Genomic DNA, 18,201 nt, shown 5'->3' with positions numbered 1-18,201 from the left:
ACTTATGAGCATACAAGATAATACAAATACTTGAATATCAGCATCTTATCTTTATCCAACAGAACTGCGGATGAACCCCGTTTGCGGTCTTTCGCCTTATGAAAGGCCGTCAACCGCACGCTAAAAGGCCGCCTTTTGCTCTCCAAAAGACGGCCTTTTATAAAGCCTTTGATTATCAGCTTCTTAGCTTGTCGTTGCCTGCCGGCTCGGCGACAGGCGCCGTGCAGCGTTTATTCCACTGCTACCTTGTCGGTCCTGACCGTTCCGTCGGTATACCTTACGGTGTGGATGAACAGGCCGCCGCGCGGCTTCTCAACCTTCATTCCGTCTACGGTGTACCAGCTTTCGCTCTCAATCTCCTTACCCTGGGCGTCAACGCCGTCGATTGAAGAGGGCAGTCCGGCCTTTATCTCGATGTTGTCGAGGTAGATAACGTCCATGTATCCGCCGGTATATCCGTAGAAGGCGAAGCTTATGTTGCCTGACGAAGCGTAGTCGGTGAGCGGTATCTCGTACAGCTTCCATCCTTCCTCGGTGTCTCCTCCGACGATGTATGAGCCTACTTGTTCCATCTCGCCGTCGTCGGCACGCACGTAAACGTCAAGCAGAGGCTTGTTGTCGGGATAGTTGGTGGCCATGTTGTATACCCAGAACGACAGCGTCGCGGTTGTTCCGCCGAGGCTTACCTTCGGCGATACGAAGCCCGCTCCGGCAAATGTCTCGTACATCGAGCCGTTGTACATGTATGCCACACCGCCGTCGCCGTCCTGCGCCACTGCGCCGTTATACGTCGAACCGTCGGGGTTGTCGAGGTTCCAGTTGAGCACATAGTCGTTTGACGTAACCTCGGTCCATGGCGTGGTGGACAGTTCCTTGCCCGCGAACGACTCCTTGAACGGCAGAGTGTACGGCTTGCCGAGCGTTACCGATGCCGCCATGGCCTGGCTCTCGCCCTCGGTGTTGACAGCCGACACGGCGTAATAGAGCACCCGCTGGGCGTCAGAAGGCTCGTTCTCGACAGTGTATGTCGTGCCTTCAACGTTCCTTGCGATGGGCGTAAGCTCGTTGGTCGATATGTTATAGCTGTAGATGTTGTACGTAAGCTCGTCGGCAACTACTACGCCTCCGTTGACGCCTTGCGTCGGGGCGGTCCATGCCAGCACTGCGTCCTGGTTGTCGGCAGAGCCTTTTGCGGTGTAGTTTCCAACTGTTTCGGGCACGTCGCGGCCTACGAAGAGCGTGTCGGCAAGCACCTCGCTGCGGCCGTAAGAGTTAGATGCCGAAATCATGTAGATGTTCTGTCCGTGCTGGGCCTGCGTGTCGCTCCACTCGACAACGGCTCCCGGGGCTACGTCGTTCTTGGTGAACACGGGCGTGGGGCTGGTCCCTCGGAACACTTCTACGCTCAGGTAGCCTTCAATCGGGTTGCCCTGGTAGTCGGTATCGGGCACGCGGAACGACATGTTCACCGTCATTTCGCCGCCCTTGTCGGCCTCGGCGTTGTAGTCGGTAATCATGTATGGCGAGAATGCCGACTTGAGGTAGGTTAGCGCTACGTCGTCAAGGTCTACGCTGAGATAGTCGCCCTGACTCGTGCCTATTGAGTTGAACCCGAACACGAAGCGGCCGGCCTCTGTGGTGACGACGTTGTGCGACGTTTCCATCATCTGGTAATTGGTGCTGCTTGGCATGTCGCCTATGAACGTCTCCTGGCTTTCCGGCGTGGCGTCGGTACCCATGTACACCTTGTTGGTTATGGTGTTGCTGTACAGGTTGATGTTAGCCTTGTAGGAGAATGCGTACACCGAGTTGGCGTCAAGCTTCATGGCGGGCGTGAAGAGCTACAGGTTAGCCTGGTCGCCTTCATTCGCGTTAAATGCGTAGAAGCCCATCCGCTTGTTAGCTTCGTTGTAAGTCCAGCGGTAATACGGGTTAGCCTCCGTGTCGAAACCGCTTGCCAGCGAGGTGTAAAGCTCCGAGGCCGCGCGAGTGTCGAACGTCTCGAGGTACGGCGCAGAGTATATTCCTACGAATGCCGAGTCAGCCGCCGTTGCGCCTGCGCCGTACTCATTCTCGGCAACTACGCTGTACACGGTCGTCCCCACGCGGCTTACGCGGTTGTCGGTGAAGCTGAGGCTTGCGCCCGGCGCCGGGCTGTCGAATGTGTGGATAGGCTCGGCCGTGCCGCCGCGGTAGACGTTCACCTTGGTCAGTGACGGTATCGCGTTGCCCGCGAGGTCGGTTGCCGGCGCGGTGAATGCCACCGTAGCGGCCATCGCTCCGTCGGCATCGGGCGTTATCTTAAGGTCGCCTACAGCCGCTGGAGCTTTGGTGGCGCCCACTTTCGTCACTCTTACGTTGTTAAGCAGCAGCATAGTGCTGTTGTTGGCGTTGTTACTGCAGTACCTTATTGCCACGAAATACTCGCCGTCAGCGTCGATGTTGAAGTCGGCCGAGTAGTCGCCGAAGGTCTCATACAGCTCCAGGCCCCTTACTTCCTTGGCTACCTTGAACGTAGAAATGTCGTTCGGGTCGGTGCCTACGCATATGTCGAAGTCCTCGGGATAGCCCTGCGTAAAGGTCTTCATGTTCATCGTGAAGCGGTAAACCGTTCCGCCTTCCATGTTGATTCCCGGCGTAATGAGCCAGTCGTCGCCTATGGGATTGTTTACGCTGATGTCTATTCTCACGTCGTTGTTGAATCCCTGGCGCCATGTGTTGTTGTCTTTGTTGGCGTCGACGATGGTGAAGAAGTCGGTAAGAACCGACGGGTCGGCAAATGCCTGCTCGTAAGGCACGGTGAAGGCGTCGCCGCACAGTATGCTTTCCGACTCGGCGTAGTCGCCCGTCTTGCCGTTGTTCACGGCCATAACCCTGTAACTGTAGCTGTGCATCGCTGTCGGCGTAGGCTCCGAGAACGTAGTAGCCTTGAGACCAGTGGCCACCGTTACGCTGTCAGGCATGCGCACTACGGTGTACGTCAGGTTGTTGAAGTCGATGTATCCGGCGTTGACACCTCCCTCCGGAGCCGTCCAGCTGACGTTGTTCGTGCCGGCCGTCTCGTCGTGGGTGAACGTAAGCGAGCCTACCGTCTTCGGCACGTCGTAACCGATATACTTGGTCAACGACACAGTGGGAGAGTAGCCCCCGTCGTTGCTCAGGTTGACTGCGACGTAATGGTTGCCCTCGGTGAGCGTTACCGGTATCGACACATGCTCGCCCGCAACGGCGTCTACACCCTTGAGATTCTGGCCGTCAAGCCATACGTTAAGCGTCGACTTACCGAGCGGGTTGCCGCCGTATGTGGCGTCGGGCACGTCGAATGAAATCGTACAACCGAGGCCTCCGTCGGTGTCAGGCGTTATCTTCAGGTTTTCAACTGCCGCCGGGGCTGCGTCGGGAGCGGCGTTGTCGGTATCGTAAAGGGCAACGAACTGCTCGTTGTTCTTGAAGTCGAGAACCTTGAATGATTCTGCTGTCTCGGGGTCAACGGCGTAAAGCTGGCTGCCCTGAGTCGTCCACGCGGCCCACAGGAACAGCCCCGTCCTGCCGTCGTACATCATCGACTGGCTGTACAGCACCGGCTCAACACCCGTAAAACCGACCATGCGCGGACGGCCGTTGGCTTTGTCTATGGTGTAGAGGTCGCCGTAGTTGTTGATGAAATACATCTCTCCCGAAGGCAGCGAGGCCAGTGTTATGACGTTATATCTTCCGCGGAAAGAGGCAATTTTGTCCATTTCGTCGTAATCACGGTTATACACACACCAGTCAAGTCCGCTCAGGTCGTCGTTATACTGGAGCGAGTAAATGGTGTTGTCGGTGACGTTGTAAGCCATAGCCGACGGCAAGAGTGAATACGACTTGCTGCTGGTGTCGTACAAAACGTTCTTCAACTCAGTCCAGTTTCGGGTGTCTATGGTGATGTATCTTGCGCCGTTCAGCGCGCCCATGACGTTCAATGCCGATATTCCTACAAACTGTTCGTTGCCGTAAGCGCCTGACATGAAGCCGTAAGAGAGGTTCGTAAAGTGGCTTACGGGCGTGGGATTATCGCTTATCTCGAACGAGTAAATGCCGTAAGGAACGTCAGTTATTGACGCGTTTGCCCAAGTGTCGCTGTTAATCAGGGCTCCGTAGAATGTGCGGCCGGTGAACATCGACGCGTCAGCGGCTGTTGTTTTAGCTGCCGTTTTCACTTGCTTGGGCAGTCCGTCACTTATTCTTGCCTCCGTAGGAACGGCTTTCAGGGCGGTAGGTCCTTGTCTTCCGTCTGTCGGCGGAAGCTGTCCTGTGGTCTGCGCCACGGCTTGCAGCTGGCATGACAACGCCACGGCGAAGAGCGCAACCAGTGATATTATGATTCTTTTCATGATTTTCGAATGTTAGGGTGAATGTTATTTGACTATCTTCATGGTCTTTCCGCCGCGCTTGACGATGTATATTCCCTTTGGCAAGGAATTGATGTCGGTGGTCGGAAGCAGTTTTCCGCTGATGTCGTAGATGGCCGTCGGGGCTTCGTCGGCAGTCTCGATATTGTCTATCGAGGACGTAATGTCGCTCAGGCGGAACTGGCATACCGACAGTTCCATCGGGCTGAGGAACGACAATACATTGCCGTCGTAGGCCATGAGGCACGCCGTATATACCGTGCCGGGCACGCCGTTCTCGAACGCTCCGCCGAAAGTAACGTCGACGGTCTGGCCCTCCTTGATGAACAGATACTGCGGAGTGAGGCAGCCTTCCTGCACGGTGCCAGTCTCGTTGAATAAATAAAGGTAGATGTATCCGCCGTAAACGCCCGACGTACAGGTGATTTTGGCGGTTATGTCCATGTTGTTCTTGTCTACGTTATTGTTGTCGGCGAACGACAGTTGCTCCGCGGGGCCGAACACTGCGGCCTCTGCCGGTGCCTCGTTTACGGTAATCTCGCTGAGCGGGGCAATGCGTTTGTTGTCGTCGTCAACCACGGTAACGAGATAGTTTCCGGGCTCAAGGGTGTAAGAGTCGATAAGTTCGAGGTCAAGACTTGCGCCCGGAGCCAGGTCAATCTTGTAAGCCGAGCCGGTCGCTACGCTGCGTTTGGTTTCCTTGTCGACAATCGACACGTGGATGTCTCCAAGGTAATCAACGTCGCCGTTGTTCGTAACCGTGCCCCCGATCTGTGCCGGCACTCCTGCGTAAACCTCTTCGGGAAGCTGCAGTTCGGCAATGTCAAGGTCGAAGTATTCGGGGTACGAGAATGTGATTTCGCTCTCGGTGGCGGTCAGGTAGATGTAATTCGGGTAGCCGACGTACTCGTCGCGAATGCGGTTCCACGCTCCGCTTCCGCCCTTTACGCGGCAAACGGGGTAGAGGGTGTACTCGCCCGGGGCGAGAGTTCCGAGCGAAACGTCGTTGAAGTCGGGCCCGAATATCATGTATCCAACGTACAGCACGTCGCTGACTCCGGTCTCGACAACCTTTGTTATATTGCCGTCGGCGTCGGTAAGCATAAGTCCGTAATCGAATTCAGAGTCCTGCCAGCCGGCGTTGCGCAGCATTCCGCACAGCCTGAAGTCGGTAGAGGCGCCGTTGGCGATGGTCTCTTCGGCGGGCACGAGGCCTTCTGACGATACGAGCTCGATGTCAGGCTCGCTGCCTTCCTGCGGCTTTTGTATGCCCGTTATAATCTGCTGGTCGTAGTTGTAGCCTCCATCGGCGCCGCCTACGCCCTGCACTGGAGGCATGAGAGCCGTCGTGCGGAAGTAGCCGTTGCTCATTCCGCTCCATCCCCAGTTGACGTGTATAAGTCCGTTATCATCGTATCCGTCGAACACGAAGGCGTGTCCTCCGGCCGAGGAACGCCCCGTGGCGATGACCGGGCGGCCTGCGTCAATCTCGCTCTTGATGGTGTTGTCCCATTCAAGGCTGCCGTAGTTGGTGCGCTGGCGGTAAGCCACGCCCTTGTCATAGTTGAAGTACGTGGCGAGCGCTATGGCCACTTCGGTACTGCCGGCGCCGCTCGACGTAGAGTATTCCATGTCCACCGAGATTCCGCAATGCAGCATTAGCAGGGCTACGGCCTCACGGCTTGCCTCGCTGCTCGTGGCGTCGTATGTCGGAAGCATGTCGTCCCAGGCGTAGCGGGTGTTGCCGAAGTCGGCGGTAAGCGTGCCGCCTCCGAGTATTGACGGTGAGTAAGTGTGCGAGCCGACGCCCGTCTCGGGCCATCTGTGGTAGTACATTACCTGCGCCATTGCGGTGGCTACGCATCCCGTGGCACATCTTGCGTTGAGGTCGTAAGACGGGCACATGTCGTTGTAAGGCTCGTCCTGGTTCCACATTATGTCGCCGAGCAGCGGCGCGACGGCCTTGCGTGGTGCGGCCTGGACCGTTTCGGCGCCACGGTATCCGGTACGTCTGATATACGCTATTTCGTCCGCGTAGCCTGCAATCCAGCTTTTGAACTCCGGCGAAATGCTGTTGGTGTCGAAGCTGCCGCTGTCGCTGTAGCCGAGGATTTCGTGCGCTCCGTCGTCAGCGGCTACGATTACGAAGCCGCCGTTATTGCCTACATTGAACACGTAAAGGCCGTTCTTACCGTCAGAAGCTATGGCCGTATGGGCCAGTTTGAGCTGTCTTGACGACATGACCGGCGACCTTGTCTGCCCGGAGCTGCCGTCAAGGAACGATTTTGCGATGGCGAGTGCCTGTGCCGGATTGATGTCTTCAGCGAAAGACATGACCGAGAACAGTACGCTCAGGATGATGAAAGTAAATCTTTTCATAATGTTACTGTTTTATAGTTTTCGACCGCGCAAATATACGAATAATCCGTAAAAACCATAAAAAAGCAACGTTTTGAATGTTTCTGATTTATGAATTGGAAATTAAAGAGTCGTCTTTGGATAGCTTTTGGTACAGCGAAGGGGTCATGCCGGTTACTTTCCTGAAAGCGGAGATGAAGTTGGAGTCGGACTTGAAGCCTACGCTTTCGGCTATGCCGTGTATGCTGTAGTTGCCGAACCTGTCGGTGTCCATCATGCGTTTCATGGCTACCTTTATCCTGTATTCGTTGAGGTAAGTGCGGAAGTTCTTGCCGAAGTTTGAGTTGATGGCCTGCGATACGTAGTTGGTGTTCGACTCGGTGAGGCGGGCCAGGGCCGATAGGCTGAACGCGGGGTCGCAGAACACGTCTTCATCCGACATCACCTCGGTTATCCTGCGTATCAGGTCGTTGCGGTCGTAGGTGGCGGCGTCCTTGTCGGCCGTGGCTCCGTCGATGTCCGTCGGCGGCATTATGCCGCCCTGGGCGTCGCCGTTCTTCAGCGCGCTCTCCATCTTCAGCAGCTCGGCGTTGCGCTTGAACAGGGCGAGATTGGCCACGTGCAGTTTCTGCCGCTGGCGGTAGAACACTATGGTGGCCGTCACTGCGAGGGCCACGAGGGCCAGGAGCATTGACAGGACAATCTTCTGCAGGGAGTTGATTTTCTCGAGATTGTCGATGGTAGCCTGCACGATTTTGTCCTCGGAGACCTCGTAGTCGGTCTTGATGCGCGAGAATTCGTTGATGTTCAGCAGCGAGTCGTTGTACCTAAAGTACTCCTTCTGGTAATGCAGGGCGTTCTCCTTGTCGCCCAGCTTGGTGTAAATCCTCATCAGGCCCTTGTAGCAGTCGGTGTACAGGTACATCTGGTTCATGTCGCAGGCTATCGACTCGTAAGTCTTCAGGGCCGACAGGGCCTTGTAGAGGTCGCCGCGGTTCTCGTAACACTGGTAAACCTCCGAATAGGCATACACCTTCATGTCGTCAGGCAGGCCGTACCTGTCGGCGGCGGCTATGGCCTTCTCCATCCAGCGGGCCTTGCCGTCGTAGTCGCCGTGGCTGCCTGCGATGAAGCCCTTGTTGAAATAATAATAGTACATGCGGCGCCCCTTGCTTATCCCCTTCAGCCTGAGCAGGTTCTCGTTGAGGCCGTCAGCCAGCTCGGGTTTGCTGATATAGCAGCTCGCCCCGATCATGTTGGTGAGGAACTTGAACTGCATCTCGTCGTTGTCTGACGCCTGTCCGAGCGCGTAACCCTTCTTGTACAGCTCGAGGGCCTGGGCAAAGTCCGAATAAATCGAGTATATTCCGCCCACGTTGTAATATGCCTTCATCAGGTTCAGGGTGTCCTTACGGCTGTTGCGCTCCTCGATTTGGACGTAGCGCAGCAGCTTTGACAGCGCCTTGTTGTATTGGTTCTCCTTAAGTTCCGCCATGCCTTCGGCATACAGCTTGTCGGTATCTGCCGAGCCGCCGTCAGCCGGATACTTGCCGCATGAGTGCATGCAGGCAAGCAATATGACTATGAAAAAAACTTGACTAATGGCATATTACGGATGTGATTTACCTGCAAAGATAATGTAAGTGTGGCAAAACGCAAAGCAAAAGCGCAAGAAATGGCCTTTTACCCGTGTTTTGCCAGCCGCCGGATACTCATGTAAAGCACCGTTAGGTGCGGCGCGTGGCAATGCGTGATAAAGCCGCTTGGGCAGGGGCCTGGCCCGGAGCGCTTCCCAAAAGGCGGCCTTTCGCCTTCCGAAAGGCCGTCAACAGCAACGCAAAAGGCCGTCTTTTGAAATGCAAAAGACGGCCTTTCGGAAATTCGTTCAAATCCTCATGAAACGATGGCGCTTGATTACCCGTTTTTATTCGGCAGCAAATGGGGCTTTTGATAATCGTTTAATAATTGCCGACGAACATGCTTCCTCGTGATGATAGCGCGTTATAATACCTTTTTGTTCATATTTTCAGCTCTCTTTGCAGCCATACTTTCATTACCGGGTCGGGTATTACGGTCTTGCGCTTTTCAATCTCTATAAGTTCTTTCTTTACCAAGGCGCGTTTTATTATGCTGACGTTCGCCGACGAGCCGAGCTGGTATTTACGCAGCACTTCCTGCGTGGTTAACTCGCTGTGTACGCCGTCGGTTATGGCGCGGAGGAAGTTCATCTGGTAGGAAGTAAGGCTTTCGGTCTGCTTTTCGAAGAGCGGCGTGTTCTGGTCAATGATGTCCTGGAAGGCGTCTTCAAGGTTTTTCCGCGTGGCTTCATTGCCGGTGCGCGTCCAGACGAGCCACGCCAGCTGTTGCACGTATGATGAATGATTGTCGACCATGTGGCATATTTCCTCCGCCAATTCTGCCGATATGCTCTTTCCCGTAGCCCCAAAACGGCTTCGGATATAGCTTACCCAGTCGGCAGTGGAGATTTTTTGCAGGTAAATCGCGTCCCCGAATTTGTAGAGCGGCAAGCTCTTCCGCTCGAAAAGCTCGTTCATCAGGTGCATCTTGCTGCCGAACAGACAGTATGATACGTGTTTTTGCAGCTGCCATTCTGAGCGCAGCCGTTTCTGGAAAGCCTTTGAGTTCTTGAATTCGCCTATTTGCTGGAACTCGTCAATGCACACCACTATGTTGTATCCTTTCTTTTCGGCGATTTTTTCGGGCAGTTGCAGTATCTCGTCGACGTCATCTTTTTTCGGCGTCAGCTCCAACGAGAGCGTGAAATCGGCTGCGGCGTCAACGCCAAACGAGATTTTTGGGTTTATGCGCGACATAAACTGCCTGATATGCTCCATCCATTCTTCCGCCTTTGACGACGTCTGTTTCAGCACAGCCGAGGCGAAGGCGGCGTAAAAATCGTCGTCGCTGCGGCAGGAGAAGATGTCGAGATAGACTATTTTCAGTTCTTCTGACTGCGCTAGGCGGCATACTTTCCGCACCAACGACGTCTTTCCCCAGCGGCGTGGGGAAATCAATATCGTGTTAACTCCGCTGCGGAAGTTCATCAGCAGGCGTGCCGTTTCGTTTTCACGGTCGGTGAAGTTGTCACCCGAAGCTGCCACTCCGAATACAAAAGGCTTGTTTTCCATAAAGTTTCAAAATGTTTACCGTATGTGAATATAGCGGCGGGCGGGTGCAAGGATGAATCCAAAACTTTGTTCTCGCTTTGTCTTTGCCGAGCCACATCTTATATTCATGAAGCAAATTTACTAATAAATTTGTTAGTAATAAAATTGTTACTAATATTTTTATTACAATTTATTGTGTTCCGTTCAAACGTCAATAATACGGCGGATGTCCGTCTGCGTGAAAGTGCTTGATTGCTATCGGTTTAGCGGTATGCCGCATGGCAAATTACAAAAGGCGGCCTTTCGCCTTCCGAAAGGCCGTCAACAGCAACGCAAAAGGCCGTCTTTTGAAATGCAAAAGATGGCCTTTCGTTAAAGTATCGTTTATAGTCGCGTTATTACTTCGTGCTCCACTGTCCGTGCAGTGTGCAGTATTCGCGTGCGTAAACGTCGGTTGCGTCGGTATAGAACACGGCTTCCGGTTTCTCGCCCGGCTTGAGGTGCTTGCGCTGTACCTTGTCGCCCTCAACCAGTTCGATCCATTCGATGTAGTGCTCTTCGGTCATCGGGTGCTCAACGCTGCCCACCTTGACCTTGTATCCTCCGTCTATTTTCTCGATTACGGGCACGTGCTTCTCCGTAGCAGCGTCTACCGTGTTCTCCTTCATCAGCTTCATTGGCTGGCCGCAGCATGTCAGCGTGCCTGCTCCTGCGTGGAGTACTTCTACTATGTTGCCGCATACTGCGCAGCGGTAAACTTCATTCCTGTTCGTCATAATCTTGTTCCTTTCTTTTATTTGTTATACATTCGGGACGCCTCCGGCTGTCGTTCGCCTTGCCGTATGGGCCGTCCCGCTTATGTTTTTGCCTTGTACCGTCTGGAGGTCTTATGTTTTAGTCTTTTTAAATTTTTACCCTTTTACCTTTATAAATCATCCTCCTCGGTGTCATTTTCCTCGATTTCATCGGCATTTTCGCTCTCAGGCTGCTTGTATGTGCCGTCAAGTATAGCCCTGTATTCTGCCGGGTTGTTGATTATCCGGCATGCCTCCTTCATCTGCTTGTCGTACTTCAGGCTGTTCTCCACTGCCCCCGCCTGGTAGTAGTAGGCAGTCACGAGGTCGTTGGTTATTATCTGCTTGAGCACGTCCTTGTGCATGTCAAGGTCGCGGGCGATGTTGTGTTTCAGCTTTTTCTCGAGGTTCTCGAACTCCGTCTTGGCGTCGTCGTAATAGCCTTCGAACTGCACAATCTTCTTCAGTGTCTTTAGTGCGCGCTCGCTTTCGGGGTCATACGTGAATCCGCTCTTTATCACCCTCTGCTTGAAGTCCTCGTAGTCGGCGTCGGACAGCTCGAAATCGGCTGCCGGGGCGATGGTCGGGTGGGCCGCCATGTAGTCCGTTTCGTAATCGAGCAGCACCTCGGTAGAGTCTAATCCGGACATAGTCAGGTAGTAAGCTATGTTCGGCAGCGAGTCGGGACGCACCTCTATGTCTGGCTTTATGCCGCCCCCGTCGCGTACTTCACGCCCTCCTGCCGTGTAGAACACCTTGGTAAGGCTGTCTGGAATGTGCTCGGTGTAGCCTCCGCGGGCGTGGCGGTAGTTGATGGCCTGTATGCATCGCCCGCTCGGGATGTAGTATTTTCCGGTGGTAAGTTTCATCTGTCCGTTGTACGAAAGGTCTACGGGAAGCTGGACGAGGCCCTTGCCGTAGGTGCGCGTGCCCAGAATTACGGCGCGGTCGAGGTCTTGCAGGCTGCCGCTGGTTATCTCGCTGGCGCTGGCGCTCTCGCCGTTTACAAGCACGACGACGGGCATTATAGAGTCAAGCGGGTCAACGGTGGTTACGTAGTCGGTGTTCGCACGCTTCAGTTTTCCGCGCGTCTTCACCAGCGTAATGCCCTTGGGCACGAACATGTTGACTATCTCTACAGCCTCGGGCACAGACCCGCCGCCGTTGCCGCGCAGGTCGAGCACAAAGCCCTTCATCCCCTTGTGCTTCATCTCGACCAGCGCCCGGCGCACGTCCTTGGCGCAATCCTCGGTGAAGCTGGTAAGGTTAAGGTAGCCGATACTGTCATTGCGCAGTCCGTAGTAGGGTATGGTCGGCGTCTCGATGGCGCGGCGAGTGATCCTGAACTGCATCTCCTTGCCCGTTGACGGGCGCTTGATTTTCAGAACGAACGTGGTGCCTGGCACGCCTTTAAGGTGCGAACTGACATAAGCAGGATACTTTCCTGCCATCGTAGAATCGTCAATGCACAGGATGATGTCGCCCTTTTTCAGGCCTGCCTCGGCGGCCGGACTGCCCTGCATAGGCTCGTCTATCACGGTGTTACCAATCTTCTGGTTGTACCGTATGATAGAGCCTATACCGCCATAACGCCCCGTGAGCATGGTCTTTAGGTCCTTGACTTTGTCTTCGGGGTAATAAACGGTATATGGGTCGAGCGATTTCAGCATTGAATTGATTGCCGTACCGACCACTTCGTCGGCGTCAAGCGTGTCAACGTACATCAAGTCCAGATAGCTGTAAATCTCGTTGAACACCTGCATGTTCTTGGCAACGTTGAAGTTGTGGTCCTTGTCTTCCTGCGCCGTCGAGGCCGTGAAAGACAGCATAAGCAGCGCAATGAGCTGCAAAATCCTTATTTTCATATTTAATTCCTGTTGTACAGTTGGCGGGCATAAGTCAAGGCTGCCATGTATGATGCAGTCCTGGTATGTTCCGGCAAGGCTTTCGTCCCCGATCCGGAGCATGTCACCCTTGTGGCCGTAAATAAACGTTTCTATTTGCAAAGATATACCTTTATTGGCGTAAAACACCGTCTTTTGCCTGAATTTTATCGAATTTTATTCGAAAATTCAATTTTTTAGCCAAAAAGTTTGGTGGTTTCAGAAAAACGCATTACCTTTGCAACGCATTTGAGAGATAATGCAATACTGCTTCAATAGCTCAGTTGGTTAGAGCACCTGACTGTTAATCAGGGGGTCGTTGGTTCAAGCCCATCTTGAAGCGCCTTACAAACAGAGTGCTAATTACTTGGAGTTCAGGTAGTTGGCACTTTTCCTTTTGTCTTGTTTTAACCCTTGACGGAGTGGAAAGACACGGCTTTTTGACGGGAATTTCGATACTGGCTTCATCGCTATCTCTTGTGAATGGATATTTAGGTACTGTTGAAGGGAACTGATACTTATGAAACCGTAATAAGATCGGTCATGTCATTCATCGGCAGGGAATATCTGAACATATCTGAAATTAACGTTGCCTTCTTGACAAATATGCTGAATATTTGAAAAGACGAAGTGATGAAAGAAACCGTAAACTGATAGCATTGGGTAAACGCATTCCATACGGTTTGGATTACGGCAGTATTTTATTACAATCAAAATGTTGACAGGCAGCGCATGGGAGCCGACTTGAAAGTTACCGACAAGATATAAAAGTGTAAAGGGAAGAAAATAGAATTGACAAAAGTGGCCGTTTTACAAGTATGAAGCGGCGATGTCTTGTAAAGTATTTTATATCAGTAAATTAGTCAATGACAAGTCCGTTTTTAGTCAAACATTCGGCGTCTTAGTCAAACAAGAAAGATAAAATTTCATCAAAAAAATCTTCCAAAAGAACCATAAATCCGCTGTTTTTCGTATCTTTGCAGCGAGCGGAGGTCTTATACTTGTGAAACGGTAATTATTCCTCCATTGGGACAAGAACTAAATTAAGGAACAACAAGGAATTTTGTGGTATGGAAATGAATAAAATGAAGCCTGCAACGCTTTGTTCGTCACGCCACATAACAACGGTCAGTCATTGCCGCTGAGGTTCGTCCGGAATGCCGCCGTTAAGCCTGAAGATAATGCAAGCGGATGCAATGAATATTTGTTGCAAGACGCATATTCTTATCTTGAAAAGGTATTTTGTAACTTTCATGCGATTGCCATGAAGGGAATTTGAAGAACGCACTTTTTTGAAAGGGAATAAAAACTGTATTCCTATTTTATAATGAGCACGGACAAACTCAACAGTGTGGACTACCATTGGTTCCTTATCCGCACACAACCACGACAGGAAAAGATACTGACGGACTTGCTCGCTAAACACCGGCAGGTATCGAAGAATATCCTTGAGGTTTACTGCCCTTCACTGGTTGCCGCGAACATGAACAATGAGTTGCCAAGGAGGTTGTTTACCGGGGTTGTATTTGTGCTCGCCACCCGGCAGGCCGTTACCGACTTCCTTGAACAGCGCTTTCCGAAGGGTGTCATGCTCTACGATTACAGCAAGAAGACAAAAACACAAAAGTCGTCGGTATTGACCATTCCCGAAAAAGAAATGCGGATGTTCAAGGACTTCAACGAGAACTATTCCGACCGGATGATTATACTCGAACGGCCTTACTCTGATTATGCCTTCAATCCGAAAACAAATGAGCCAAACGACATTGTAAAAGTTATTGACGGCCCGTTGGCAGGAACAGAAGGATACATAACGAAGTTCAGGCGAGACAAGAGGCTGGTTTTCCATATTCGAGGGCTTGGCAAGAACAGCGGCATGACTGTTTCAATACCCAATATCTGGAATTTCCGGGTAGTAAGAATCCATAATGCGGAAGGCGACAAGCAGACAATAGGAACAATAAAGGAAAGGGCTGTTGACCTGCTTATCGGAATGATACAAGGTTGCGGTAATGGGGACAAGACACTTTCCTTGCTGTATGAATTTGTCGAGGAATTAACGTTTAAGCCCTCGCTGGTCGATTTCTGCAAGAGCCTGTACAATAAGGGTTACGAGAAGATAAGTCAAAGGATATCCCAACTTGATACGAATAATGCAGAACTTTTATTGAACCTTATCCGTTACGAGAAAGACAATCCAGGATATGTAAAGTCAAACTGGAAAAGACTCGTAATCAGGCCATTCCTTACTCCTACCTCCGGCGTTGAACTTGAAGAAGGACATGAAGAAGCACAGTTACAGCATGCAGACTTCACTGAGACAATAAGAAGGGTTGATATAACAGAAGACGTATATTATCCGAGCAAGGAGGAAGAGAAAACGATTACTACGACTTATTATGCCCATATAGGTGTTATTGAGGATGTAAGTAAAAATTCCGTCACAATCTTTGCGAACTGGGATTATTTCTTGGGAGAATACTTTATGACAGGCGGAAAGGCAAACGAGAAGTTAGTGAAAGGGACAAAGACGCCCGACTGTAAGGGAAATAAAGATAAGCTAATAGAGTCGTTCCGCAATTATTCTCCCACATTATATAATGTCATTACCAACGAAGAATCAAAGGTAAAAGCTGTAAAAAATCTCAATGTTGGTGAGGATAGACTAAATGTGATGGCTATAACCGCAACATCAAATATCGAGGATGCGAAAGACGAATTGATAAAGACCTGCACCGACATTTGTAGGGAAATAAACACCACGACCCATCTTGCTGTCTGGAGAAGGTATTTGAGGACTGTGTGGCTGCATATATAATAAAAGGTGATAAAGAAAGTGATGATGTGGAAATTTTGAATTCGTTGCTGATAAATCATAATAAAAACGATAAAATAACACAAACAATATGAACAAAAACACAAAAATTGCAGTAGCCGGAACTGGTTACGTTGGACTTAGTATTGCCACTCTTCTCAGCCAAAATCATAAAGTAACGGCCGTGGATGTTATTTCCGAGAAAGTAGACTTGATAAACCAACGAAAGTCACCGATACAGGATGACTATATCGAGAAATACTTAGCAGAAAAGGACCTGAACCTGACAGCAACAACAGATGGAGCAAAAGCATATTCTGACGCAGATTTCGTTGTCATAGCAGCCCCGACCAATTACGACCCGGTAAAGAACTATTTTGACACGAGCCATGTTGAGGAGGTTATAGAGTTGGTCAAGAGTGTTAATCCGAATGCAATAATGGTTGTCAAGAGCACCATTCCTGTCGGCTATACGGAAATGATAAGGAAGAAGATGAATACAGACAACATCATTTTCTCTCCCGAATTCCTCCGTGAAAGTAAAGCCCTGTATGATAATCTTTACCCAAGCCGTATAATAGTTGGCCGTCCTGAAGGTGATGAACGTTTGGATAAGGCTGCCCATGAATTTGCCGCTTTGTTACAAGAAGGGGCAATCAAGGAAAACATCGATACTTTATTCATGGGTACAACAGAGGCCGAAGCTGTTAAACTTTTTGCCAACACCTATCTTGCTCTTCGTGTTTCCTACTTTAACGAGCTTGACACCTACGCCGAAATGAAAGGACTTGACACACAGGCGATAATCAACGGAGTTTGTCTTGACCCACGTATCGGAACACATTACAACAATCCGAGCTTTGGATATGGTGGCTATTGTCTGCCTAAAGACACGAAACAGCTTCTTGCCAACTACGCAGATGTACCTGAAAACTTAATCCAGGCCATAGTAGAAAGCAACAGGACAAGGAAGGACTTTATCGCAGACCGTGTTCTCCACAAAGCCGGTTATTATGACTATTACAATCGTGGTGACTTCAATCCGTCAGAGGAAAAGAAGTGCATTGTTGGCGTTTACCGTCTGACAATGAAATCAAATTCCGACAACTTCCGGCAGTCGTCAATTCAAGGCGTAATGAAACGTATCAAGGCAAAAGGGGCCGAAGTAATTATCTACGAACCCACGCTTGAAGACGGCAGTACATTTTTCGGCAGCAAAGTAGTGAACAACCTCGAAACATTCAAGCAACAAAGTCATGCTATCATTGCCAACAGATATGATTCTTGTCTGGATGATGTGAAAGATAAAGTTTACACAAGGGATATTTTTAGGAGGGACTAATTCCGTATTTGTAAATTAGAGGCTATCTTATGCCACTCTCTGTAAAAACAAATTACATACTCAACCTGATAAATACGGGAACGCAGATGTTGTTTCCGTTGATAACCTTTCCGTATGCCTGCCGTGTTATCGAGGCTGACGGTATTGGGCAAGTCAACTTTTTCTCTTCCATCATCGGGTATATCTCGTTGTTTACCTGTCTTGGTATTCCCATGTATGCAATCCGTGAAATTGCAAGGGACAGGAATGACGTGGTTAAGATGAACCGTACTGCCATAGAAATACTGCTGTTACACGCCTTACTTACTATTGTTGGATACTTGATTGTTGCGGTATTATGCCTGACAGTTCCTCAAATTAAGGCCGATGTACCTTTATTCCTTATATTAAGCCTTACAATCTTCTTTACGGCAATAGGATGCGAATGGTTTTACCAAGGCATAGAGGATTTCAAGTACATTACAATACGAGGCTTGATAGTAAAAGTCGTATCGGTTGTCTTGCTGTTTCTTTTGGTCAAGACGAAGGATGATTTATTGTACTACGGTGTTTATTCGGTTATCGGGATATTGGGTGGTAATATTTTCAATTTCATTAGATTAAGAAAATACATCCATCGGGAGAATATTATTTTTTCGAAGTTGGACATATCCAAACATATTAAGCCTGTACTTCAAGTATTTTCATTTAATGTTGTCACAAGTGTCTACTTGCAGCTGAATCCAATCTTATTGGGCTTTATAAAAGATGCATTGGCTGTCGGATATTTTACGGCTGCGACAAAGATAATGCAAGTAGTTATGAAACTTTCATCGTGTCTTGGTGTAGTAATGATGCCAAGGACTTCAAACTTGTTATCAGAACATAAAGAAGCAGAATTTAATGCATTAATTCAAAAATCTTATGACTTTACTATAGCAATAAGTTTACCATTGACTTGCGGCTTGTTATTTGCTGCACCTTATATAATAGAGGTGTTGTGTGGACAGGAGTTTATACCTGCAACTTTATCATCCCAAATTATAGCACCAATTATTTTGATGGTGGGAATATCAAATGTTATGGGGATACAGATATTATACCCGAAAGGGAAAATAAAGACGGTTATACATTGTTGTATGATTGGAGCGATAGTTGATTTGATTTTAAATATATGCCTGATTCCAGCATTTTCCTATAATGGAACGGCAATAGCTTATTTATGTGCAGAGATAGCGACAACTGCTTCAATGTATATAATAGCACGAAATGATATTCCTATCAGTTTCTTCAGAAAGTGTCACGTCAATTATTTCATTGGTAGTATATTGATGTCCGTAATATTATTGAGTGTTCCTTTGTTTGGCGAGTTCTCTCCTGTTACAATTTTGACAGTGCAAATACTCGCAGGAACGACTATTTATTTCTTATACCTTTTGGTTAAGAAAGATTCTTTTGTGATGCAAGTCATTTCAAAAGTGATAAAGAAGGGGTAATACATGGGTGTATAA

General features: G+C 50.0%; 10 protein-coding genes and 1 tRNA gene. 4 read left to right on the top strand and 7 right to left on the bottom strand.

Features of this window, described 5'->3' with window-relative positions; genetic code table 11:
• Window positions 1-230: 230 nt before the first annotated feature.
• The 7 genes from H6A34_RS06845 to H6A34_RS06815 form a co-directional block, all read right to left on the bottom strand.
• Window positions 231-1,826: a fibronectin type III domain-containing protein gene (locus H6A34_RS06845; RefSeq protein WP_205104372.1), complete on the bottom strand. Its 1,596-nt coding sequence runs from the start codon at window positions 1,824-1,826 to the stop codon at window positions 231-233.
• 15 nt (window positions 1,827-1,841) lie between these two features.
• Complete coding sequence (locus H6A34_RS06840; protein ID WP_205104370.1) at window positions 1,842-4,373, bottom strand: choice-of-anchor J domain-containing protein; 2,532 nt, start codon at window positions 4,371-4,373, stop codon at window positions 1,842-1,844.
• A 24-nt stretch (window positions 4,374-4,397) separates the two neighbouring features.
• Window positions 4,398-6,770 carry a C10 family peptidase gene (locus H6A34_RS06835; protein WP_205104368.1) on the bottom strand — a complete coding sequence of 791 codons (2,373 nt, stop codon included), beginning with the start codon at window positions 6,768-6,770 and terminating at the stop codon, window positions 4,398-4,400.
• An 88-nt stretch (window positions 6,771-6,858) separates the two neighbouring features.
• On the bottom strand, window positions 6,859-8,313 hold the full coding sequence (locus H6A34_RS06830; RefSeq protein ID WP_205104366.1) for a helix-turn-helix domain-containing protein: 1,455 nt from the start codon (window positions 8,311-8,313) through the stop codon (window positions 6,859-6,861).
• Between the two features lie 454 nt (window positions 8,314-8,767).
• Entirely contained in the window at window positions 8,768-9,898 is a 1,131-nt protein-coding gene (locus tag H6A34_RS06825) for an AAA family ATPase (protein WP_205104364.1), read from the bottom strand.
• 377 nt (window positions 9,899-10,275) lie between these two features.
• Window positions 10,276-10,653 (bottom strand): desulfoferrodoxin, encoded by a 378-nt coding sequence (locus H6A34_RS06820; protein ID WP_021947356.1) that lies wholly within the window; start codon window positions 10,651-10,653, stop codon window positions 10,276-10,278.
• A gap of 149 nt (window positions 10,654-10,802) precedes the next feature.
• Window positions 10,803-12,536, bottom strand: coding sequence for a S41 family peptidase (locus H6A34_RS06815; protein ID WP_205104362.1), 1,734 nt, complete (start codon window positions 12,534-12,536; stop codon window positions 10,803-10,805).
• A gap of 287 nt (window positions 12,537-12,823) precedes the next feature.
• Here H6A34_RS06815 and H6A34_RS06810 point away from each other — a divergent pair.
• The 4 genes from H6A34_RS06810 (at window position 12,824) to H6A34_RS06795 (ending at window position 18,186) form a co-directional block, all read left to right on the top strand.
• Window positions 12,824-12,897: transfer RNA gene (locus tag H6A34_RS06810), tRNA-Asn, on the top strand.
• A gap of 984 nt (window positions 12,898-13,881) precedes the next feature.
• Window positions 13,882-15,372, top strand: a complete 1,491-nt coding sequence (locus tag H6A34_RS06805; protein ID WP_205104360.1) for a transcription termination/antitermination NusG family protein — start codon at window positions 13,882-13,884, stop codon at window positions 15,370-15,372.
• Window positions 15,373-15,460: 88 nt separating this feature from the next.
• A complete protein-coding gene (locus tag H6A34_RS06800; protein ID WP_205104358.1) occupies window positions 15,461-16,711 on the top strand; it encodes a nucleotide sugar dehydrogenase in 1,251 nt (416 codons plus the stop codon).
• A gap of 29 nt (window positions 16,712-16,740) precedes the next feature.
• Window positions 16,741-18,186, top strand: a complete 1,446-nt coding sequence (locus H6A34_RS06795) for a flippase (RefSeq protein WP_205104356.1) — start codon at window positions 16,741-16,743, stop codon at window positions 18,184-18,186.
• Window positions 18,187-18,201: the final 15 nt, after the last annotated feature.

The sequence above is a fragment of the Marseilla massiliensis genome (assembly GCF_016899855.1).
GTDB lineage: Bacteria > Bacteroidota > Bacteroidia > Bacteroidales > Bacteroidaceae > Prevotella.
The sequence above is the reverse complement of the archived record's forward strand: the minus strand, read 5'-3'. Positions and strand labels throughout refer to the sequence as shown.